General features: G+C 60.6%; 7 protein-coding genes and 1 pseudogene. 3 read left to right on the forward strand and 5 right to left on the reverse strand.

Annotated elements, in window-relative coordinates:
* Window positions 1-63 precede the first annotated feature (63 nt).
* Together ACO6VD_RS07000 and bamE are read right to left on the reverse strand one after the other, a co-directional pair.
* A complete protein-coding gene (locus ACO6VD_RS07000; RefSeq protein ID WP_422417916.1) occupies window positions 64-639 on the reverse strand; it encodes a lipocalin family protein in 576 nt (191 codons plus the stop codon).
* The gene (bamE, locus tag ACO6VD_RS07005; protein ID WP_400172299.1) at window positions 636-890 is read right to left on the reverse strand and encodes an outer membrane protein assembly factor BamE domain-containing protein; all 255 of its coding nucleotides are present in this window, start codon (window positions 888-890) and stop codon (window positions 636-638) included. The genes ACO6VD_RS07000 and bamE overlap by 4 nt, the downstream gene beginning before the upstream one ends.
* Window positions 891-1,126: 236 nt before the next feature.
* On the opposite strand from bamE, the pseudogene ACO6VD_RS07010 reads away from it, so the two are divergent.
* Together ACO6VD_RS07010 and ACO6VD_RS07015 are read left to right on the forward strand one after the other, a co-directional pair.
* A pseudogene (locus tag ACO6VD_RS07010) lies at window positions 1,127-2,164 on the forward strand (HAMP domain-containing protein); the annotation flags it as partial.
* A gap of 54 nt (window positions 2,165-2,218) precedes the next feature.
* Window positions 2,219-3,019, forward strand: a complete 801-nt coding sequence (locus ACO6VD_RS07015) for a methyl-accepting chemotaxis protein (RefSeq protein WP_422417923.1) — start codon at window positions 2,219-2,221, stop codon at window positions 3,017-3,019.
* A gap of 155 nt (window positions 3,020-3,174) precedes the next feature.
* Here the strand turns inward: ACO6VD_RS07015 and ACO6VD_RS07020 are convergent, their stop codons facing one another.
* The 3 genes from ACO6VD_RS07020 to ACO6VD_RS07030 form a co-directional block, all read right to left on the reverse strand.
* Complete coding sequence (locus tag ACO6VD_RS07020; RefSeq protein ID WP_422417919.1) at window positions 3,175-3,771, reverse strand: DUF924 family protein; 597 nt, start codon at window positions 3,769-3,771, stop codon at window positions 3,175-3,177.
* Window positions 3,772-3,774: 3 nt separating this feature from the next.
* Window positions 3,775-4,785 carry a class 1 fructose-bisphosphatase gene (locus tag ACO6VD_RS07025; protein ID WP_045181833.1) on the reverse strand — a complete coding sequence of 337 codons (1,011 nt, stop codon included), beginning with the start codon at window positions 4,783-4,785 and terminating at the stop codon, window positions 3,775-3,777.
* Window positions 4,786-4,926: 141 nt separating this feature from the next.
* A complete protein-coding gene (locus tag ACO6VD_RS07030) occupies window positions 4,927-7,377 on the reverse strand; it encodes a glycogen/starch/alpha-glucan phosphorylase (RefSeq protein ID WP_422417921.1) in 2,451 nt (816 codons plus the stop codon).
* Window positions 7,378-7,576: 199 nt separating this feature from the next.
* Between ACO6VD_RS07030 and ACO6VD_RS07035 the strand changes: the two genes are divergently transcribed.
* A complete protein-coding gene (locus ACO6VD_RS07035) occupies window positions 7,577-7,984 on the forward strand; it encodes a YkgJ family cysteine cluster protein (RefSeq protein WP_038615479.1) in 408 nt (135 codons plus the stop codon).
* The last annotated feature ends 95 nt before the right edge of the window (window positions 7,985-8,079 follow it).

The following is an 8,079-nucleotide window of genomic DNA, read 5'->3' on the forward strand; positions in this document are numbered from 1 at the left end:
AAGCCCGCTCCCACCGGCTACTTATCAGCATCGGTGGGAGCGGGCTTGCCCCGCGAAAAAGTCTCACTGCTTGTGCGCAGCAATATCCCTGTCCGCCACCCGCCAGATCAAACGATTGGTGTCGTAGCCTTGCTGCCGTGCCTTGGCCAGCAGGCTTTCACGCTGCCAGGCCGGAACGGTCGCCGTGCGCGAAAGAATCCACAGGTATTTGCGATCCGGATTGCCAACCAGCGCGGTCTGGTAGTCGTCGCTGACATACAGCACCCAGTATTCGCCCTTGGCTACCCCAGGCAGCACTTTCGAGAACCAGTTGTCGAACACCACCCAGAGCTTGTCGGTCTTGCCCGGCACTTGTGGCGTGGCGTTGCCGCTGGCTTCCTGCCATTCACCCTCAAGGGTCTGGCAGCGGTTGAGCACACCCACCGAGCCATCAGGCTTGAGGTTGTAGTGGGCCTCGGACTGGGCGCAATCGCGCTGGAAAAACATCGGCAGGCGCGCCAGTTCGAACCATTTGCCCTGGTAGCGCTTGAGATCGACGCTGTTGGCGGTCTTCGGCGGGATCGGTCCGCTGTCCGTACTGGCACAGCCTCCGAGGATCAGGCCAGCACACAGGACCAGCAGCAGCTGTAGCGATTTCATTTGAGTCCCTGCCCGGAATACATCAGTACCTTGTCGGCGGCGTACTGCACGCTGATAAAGCTCTTCTCGTCACCCCAGGTGCAGCTGGACATGCCCAGTGCGCCGGAACACTCCTTGGGCGAACCGAGCAGCTTTTCTACCTCGGCCTTGGCCATACCCGCCTGAAGCTTTGAATAGTTTTCCTGGTTGATCTTGTTGCACGCAGTCAGAAACACGCACAAGGACAGCAGGGCGAGGGAACGCAACGACATGAAGGGGTCACTCCTGGACATGAGGGTGCAGGCGCGATGGCCTACCGACAGCTTAGAAGGGAAAAAGCGCCTCTGGTTCCCGAGCGATTGCGCTTTCCTGACGCCAATTCCCTGCCTTTGGTCGAATAGACCGATTTGCGCGTTAATCTTTTCCATTCACCGGACGACACAGGTAGGCGCTGCGACGTATTGCCGCGCCCCTCCCGTTGACCCGCCGTGTGCAGACAGACCCCGCAATGACAAAAAACCTGAAGTTCAGCCACAAGATTCTGCTCGCCGCCGCCCTGGTGGTCGCTGTCGCCTTTACCTGTTTTGTCCTGTTCAACGATTACCGCCAGCGTCAGACCCTGCGCAGCAATACCGAAGCTTCCATGCAGGAGCTCGGCAACCTGACCAGCAGCAACATCCAGACCTGGCTGCAAAGCCGCATGCAGATCCTCCAGTCGCTGTCCCAGCAAGTGGCCATCGATGGCGCCAGCAAGGACAGCCTGACCCGTAGCCTCAACCTGCCGGTGTACAGAAGCAACTTCCTCCTGACCTATTTCGGCGGCCAGGATGGCTACATGCAGTCGGTGCCACTGGGCAATCGCGCTGCCGATTATGATCCGCGGGTGCGCGGCTGGTACAAGGCTGCCAGCAGCGCCGGCCAGACGATCATCACCGAGCCGTACATTTCGGTGTCCGCGAACAAACTGGTGATCACCCTGGCCACGCCGGTTCAGCACCAAGGCCGGCTGATCGGCGTCAACGGTGCCGACACCGACCTGGACAGCATCAGCGCCATCATCAACGCGCTGAACTTCGACGGCCACGGTCAGGCATTCATCGTCAACGGTGACGGCAAGATTCTGGTCCACCCCGATGCCAAGCTGGTGCTGAAAAACCTCAGCGAGGCCTACCCGCACAACACTCCACAGATCGGCAGCGGTCTAAAAGAGACTGAGCAAGCTGGGCACTCACAGTTCATCACCTTCACCAAGGTCAATGGCGTGCCTTCGGCTGACTGGTATGTGGCCCTGGTGCTCGATCAGGACTTCGCCTTCGCCATGCTCAGCGAACTGCGCACCTCGGCCATTGTCGCCACGGTGATTGCCGTGCTGATCATCATTGCCCTGCTCGGTGTCCTGATCCGCGTTCTGATGGAGCCGCTGCACGTCATGGGCCGGGCTATGCACGATATCGCCGAAGGTGAAGGCGACCTCACTCGCCGCCTGCGTATCCACGGCCAGGACGAATTCGGCAGCCTCGGCCAGTCGTTCAACCGTTTTGTCGAACGCATCCACGAATCGATCCGTGAAGTGTCCTCGGCCACCGGCCAGGTCAACGAAGTGGCCTTGCGCGTCATCAGTGCCTCGAATGCCTCGATCCACAATGCCGACCAGCAATCGAGCCGCACCAGCAGCGTTGCTGCGGCGATCAACCAACTGGGCGCCGCCGCCCAGGAGATCGCCCAGAACGCCGCCCTCGCCTCGCAACACTCCAGTGATGCACGCAATCTGGCGGCGGAAGGTCAACAGGTGGTCGACCAGACCATCGAGGTGATGAACCAGTTGTCGGCAAAAATCAGCGACTCGTGCGGCAACATCGAAACCCTCAATGCCAACACGGTGAACATTGGCCAGATCCTTGAAGTGATCAGCGGCATTTCCCAGCAGACCAACCTGCTGGCGCTAAACGCTGCCATTGAAGCGGCACGCGCAGGTGAAGCCGGTCGTGGTTTCGCGGTAGTGGCGGATGAGGTGCGCAACCTTGCCCATCGCACCCAGGATTCGGCGCAACAGGTCCAGCGCATCATTGAAGAACTGCAGGCCGGTGCTCAAGTGGCGGTCAGCACCATGACCGAAAGCCAGAGCCACAGCCAGCACAGCGTCGGCATTGCCAACCAGGCTGGTGAGCGCCTCGGTAGCGTGACCCAGCGGATCGGCGAGATCGATGGCATGAACCAGTCAGTAGCCACCGCAACCGAAGAACAGACGGCCGTGGTCGAGTCGATCAATGTCGACATCACCGAGATCAATACGCTGAATCAGGAAGGGGTGGAGAACCTGCAAGCGACCTTGCGTGCCTGCAATGACCTGGAGAATCAGGCCAACCGGTTGAAGCAGTTGGTGGGCAGTTTCAGGATTTGAAACTAATCGCGGGGCAAGCCCGCTCCCACCGGTACCCTGTGGGAGCGGGCTTGCCCCGCGATCGAATTCAACTCAAAACCGCGACCCACTCGCGCGACAACCCCTCCCCCTCTGGCCCTTGCGAAAACCACCTTCCCCCCGCGATCGAATTCAACTCAAAACCGCGACCCAGGCTCCAGCAGGAAATCCATCTCTTCATCGGTACTCGGCCGATTCAGCAGCAGATTGCGATGCGGGAACCGGCCAAAGCGGGCAATCACCCGCTGGTGCTGCTCGGCATAGTCGAGGAAACCTTCGAACAGACGCCGGTCAGCGTCCGGCTGCGCATCAAGCAACAGCTGATAACGCTCGACACTGGTGTTCTGCCAATCCAGCACTTCAGCATGCTCCAGCACCAGCAGGATGAACACCCGCTGGATCGGTAGCAGCTGGTAATCCCAGGCCTTGTCCAGACCCTGCATTACCAGGACCTGAGCACGCCGGTCGCCATCGAAGGCGCGCGGTGTGTCGCGATGGATCATGCGCGGCAACTGATCGAGCAACAGGACCAGACCCAACCAGCCCTGCGGGCTCTGCAGCCACTCATCCAGACCACCCGCCAGGGCCTGCTCGACCAGATCGCCGAAACGCTCTTGCGCCTCGACGTCATGGTGCTTGCCGAACCACAGCGTGCTCTTCTCGTCAGCGACGTCCTGGGGACTGGTGCCCCAGCCGAACCACCATTCCAGTAACGGCTGCCAAGGTGCGAGCATGACTTACTCCTGGTGATAACCGGTAACGCGCTCGACTTCCTGCTTGGAGCCGAGGAACACCGCTACGCGCTGGTGCAGGCTCTCTGGCTGGATGTCGAGGATGCGCTGGCGACCGTCGGTGGAAGCACCGCCGGCCTGTTCGATGATGAAGGACATCGGGTTGGCTTCGTACATCAGACGCAGCTTGCCTGGTTTGGAAGGCTCACGGGCATCACGCGGGTACATGAACAGGCCGCCACGGGTCAGGATGCGATGCACGTCGGCAACCATCGAGGCGATCCAGCGCATGTTGTAGTTCTTGTTCAGCGGACCGGTCTCACCGGCCAGCAGCTCGCCCACATAGCGGGTTACCGGCTCTTCCCAGTGACGCTGGTTGGACATGTTGATGGCGAATTCGGCGGTGGTTTCCGGAACCTGGATGTTCTCGTGGGTCAGGACGAAGCTGCCCAGCTCGCGGTCCAGGGTGAAACCCTTGACGCCGTTACCCAGGGTCAGGATCAGCATGGTCTGCGGACCATAGATCGCATAACCGGCTGCTACTTGCTTGGTGCCCGGCTGCAGGAAGGCCTGTTCGTTGAGGCTTTCGTTCTGGCTCAGGTACTCGTTAGGGCAACGCAGAACCGAGAAGATGGTGCCGACCGACACGTTGACGTCGATGTTCGACGAACCGTCCAGTGGGTCGAATACCAGCAGGTAGGCACCTTTCGGGTATTTGCCCGGGATCTGGTAGGCATTGTCCATTTCTTCGGACGCCATGCCGGCCAGGTGACCGCCCCACTCGTTGGCTTCGAGGAGGATGTCGTTGGAAATCACGTCCAGTTTCTTCTGGACTTCGCCCTGCACGTTTTCGGTGCCCATGCTGCCCAGAACACCGCCCAGGGCGCCCTTGGAAACGTTATGGCTGATCTCCTTGCACGCACGCGCCACCACTTCGATCAGGAAGCGCAGATCGGCAGGGGTACTGTTGCTGCGGGTCTGCTCAATCAAATAGCGACTCAGGGTAACGCGGGACATGTAAGGCTCCGAAGGAAGGGGTAATAAAAACCCACGCAGTTTACAGGGAGAGTGCAGCGCTAGCGAGCAATCCGATACGCTTGCCCGATCAGACGGCACATCGGCCCGAGAGTTCACCGCTCCCGGGCCGTCCTGCACAGCTTAGTCGAGGGCTTTCCAGATTTGCGTGGCGTACTCGCGAATGGTCCGGTCCGAGGAGAACCAGCCCATCCGCGCAGTGTTCAGCACCGCGATGCGCCACCACTCCTTGGGATCGTGCCAGAGCGCTTCGACGCGTAACTGAGCATCCCAGTAGGCATCGAAGTCGGCGCAAACCAGGAAGCGGTCATGGGCCACCAGCGAGTCCACCAGCCCCACGTAACGGGCCGGATCATCCGGAGAGAACACGCCGCTGCGAATGGCCTGGAGCACATCATTGAGCCGGTACGAGGCGCTGATCGCCGCATTGGCGCCAAAGTCGCCACTGCGCTTGCGCGCCTCCACCTGCTGCGCGGTCAGGCCGAAGATGAACATGTTCTCAGCCCCCACCTGCTCGCACATCTCGACGTTGGCACCGTCCAGGGTGCCGATGGTCAGCGCGCCGTTAAGGCCGAACTTCATGTTGCTGGTGCCGGAGGCTTCATAGCCGGCGGTGGAGATCTGCTCGGAAAGGTCGGCCGCCGGAATGATGCTCTCCGCCAGACTGACGTTGTAGTTGGGCAAAAACACCACCTTGAGCAGGCCACGCACCGTCGGGTCGTTGTTCACCACCCGGGCGATGTCATTGCTCAACTTGATGATCAGCTTGGCCTGGTGATAGCTGGCCGCCGCCTTGCCAGCGAAGATCTTCACCCGTGGTGCCCAGCCGGTTCCGGGCTCGGCGCGTATTGCCTGGTACAAGGCCACCGTGTGCAGCAGGTTGAGCAACTGGCGCTTGTACTCGTGGATACGTTTGACCTGCACATCGAACATCGCCTGCGGGTTGACGGTAATACCCAGACGCTCCTGAATCAGACTGGCCAGCGCTTTCTTGCTGTGCAGTCGCTGCTCGGCAAATTGCTTGCGAAACGCCGCCTTGTCAGCGAAAGGCTCGAGGTCGCGCAGACGGCCTTCCGGGTTGTCGAGCACATCCTCTCCCAACGCCTCGACCAGCATGCCTGTCAGCTGCGGATTAGCCTGATACAACCAACGGCGGAAGGTAATGCCGTTGGTCTTGTTGTTGATCCGTTCGGGGTAGAGCTTGTGCAGTTCGGCGAACACCGTGCTGCGCATCAACTTGCTGTGCAGCGCCGACACGCCGTTGACGCTGTGCGAACCGAGAAACGCCACATTACCCATGCGCACTCGCCGGCCGTTGTCCTCCTCGATCAGCGACACCGCGCGCAGCACGTCAAAATCATGGATACCCTTGGCCCGCAGGGCGTCGATGTGAAACGCGTTGATCAGGTAGATGATCTGCATATGCCGCGGCAGCATGCGTTCCATCAGGCTGACCGGCCAGGTTTCCAGAGCCTCGGGCAGCAGGGTGTGATTGGTGTAGGCAAGGGTATCGACGGTCAGTTGCCAGGCGGTATCCCAGGGCACCTCGTGCTGATCGACCAGCAGACGCATCAATTCGGCCACGGCAATCGAGGGGTGGGTGTCGTTGAGCTGGATTGCCGCCGATTCGTGCAGATTGAGCAGGCTGTCGTGCATGTTCAGGTGGCGACGCAGCAAATCCTGCAGCGAGGCGCAGACGAAGAAGTACTCCTGACGCAGGCGCAGTTCCTGCCCGGCCTCGGTACTGTCAGCCGGGTACAGCACGCGTGAGATACTTTCGGCGCGGGCCACCTCGGCCACGGCGCCCAAGTGGTCGCCGGCGTTGAAGCGCTCCAGGTGCAACTCCTCCAGCGCTCGTGCACGCCAGAGGCGCAAGGTGTTGACGCTCGCGCCACGCCAGCCGACGACCGGTGTGTCATAGGCTACCGCCCGCACGGTTTCGGCCGGCCACCACACCTGGCGTTGCTGGCCATTGGCGTCATGCACGGTTTCGACGCTGCCACCGAAACTGATCGGATAGATCACCTCGGCCCGCTCGAATTCCCAGGGGTTGCCGAAGTCCAGCCAGTTCTCGGTCTGCTCCTGCTGCCAGCCATCGACCACCGCCTGGCGGAACAGGCCGTGCTCGTAGCGAATGCCATAACCGTGGGCCGCGATGCCCAAGGTCGACATGCTCTCCATGAAACACGCCGCCAGACGCCCAAGGCCACCGTTACCCAAGGCCGCATCCGGCTCCAGCAAGCGAATGCGCTCAAGGTCGACATCCAGGCCGCTCAGCGCCTCCCGGGCAATGTCCAGCAGGCCCAGGTTGCTCAAGCTGTCGTACAGCAAACGCCCGATGAGGAACTCCAGGGACAGGTAGTACACCCGCTTCTGGCTCTTGCGATAAATCTGCCGGGTATGGTCCATCCAGTGATCGACCATGTGATCACGGGCTGCCAGGGCAATGGCCTCAAACCAGTCATGTTCGAAGGCGTGCTCCGGGTCCTTGCCGACCGCGTAGGTCAATTTGTCCAGTACAGCGGTGCGAAAAGCGGCCACCTCTGCGTCACGAGCGAGTGGTTCCTGAGACATGCGACGTCCTCGATCAGGTTGACGAATGCGGATGGAGATTTCTCAGCCTAGACCGTTCGACACAGAGCGAAAGCGCAGGTTCTGGAGTTTCTGTACAAAAACAGCGGTCGGCATTGGTGGAACCGGCAAATGGTTGTTCACATTTTGACCAACTCCGGTATGATCGCGCGCCTACTAGAACCTCTAAAACCTGAACCTGATGAAACCGACCCTGATTGCCGCCGCCGAAGTCGACCGCCTGGAAACCTGGCAGAAGTACCAAAGCCATATGTGCGGAGGCTGCAACTCGACCTGCTGCACCTTGCCGACGGAAGTGAAAATCAAAGACCTGATCCGCATGGGCGTGGTGGATGAGTTCGAAGTGGGTGAGCCGCCGAAGAACATTGCCAAGCGTTTGCAGAAGGACGGGATTATCCAGCGCTTCAACCAGAAGTCGGGGATTTTCACCCTGGCGCAGATGAGCAACGACGATTGCCTCTATCTGGATCGTAAAAGCCGCATGTGCACCATTTATGACAAGCGCCCGGACACCTGCCGCAACCACCCACGGATCGGGCCACGTCCGGGCTATTGCGCGTACATCCCAAAACCTGCCGCGCGCCGCTAAACACTGTGGGCAACTGACTGGGGTGGGGGGGGGGGGGGGGGGGGCGGAGAGGGGGGGGGAGGAAGAGAAACAACGGACAGAGAACATCCACCCCA

Source organism: Pseudomonas sp. GZD-222, from assembly GCF_049310525.1.
Lineage (GTDB): Bacteria > Pseudomonadota > Gammaproteobacteria > Pseudomonadales > Pseudomonadaceae > Aquipseudomonas.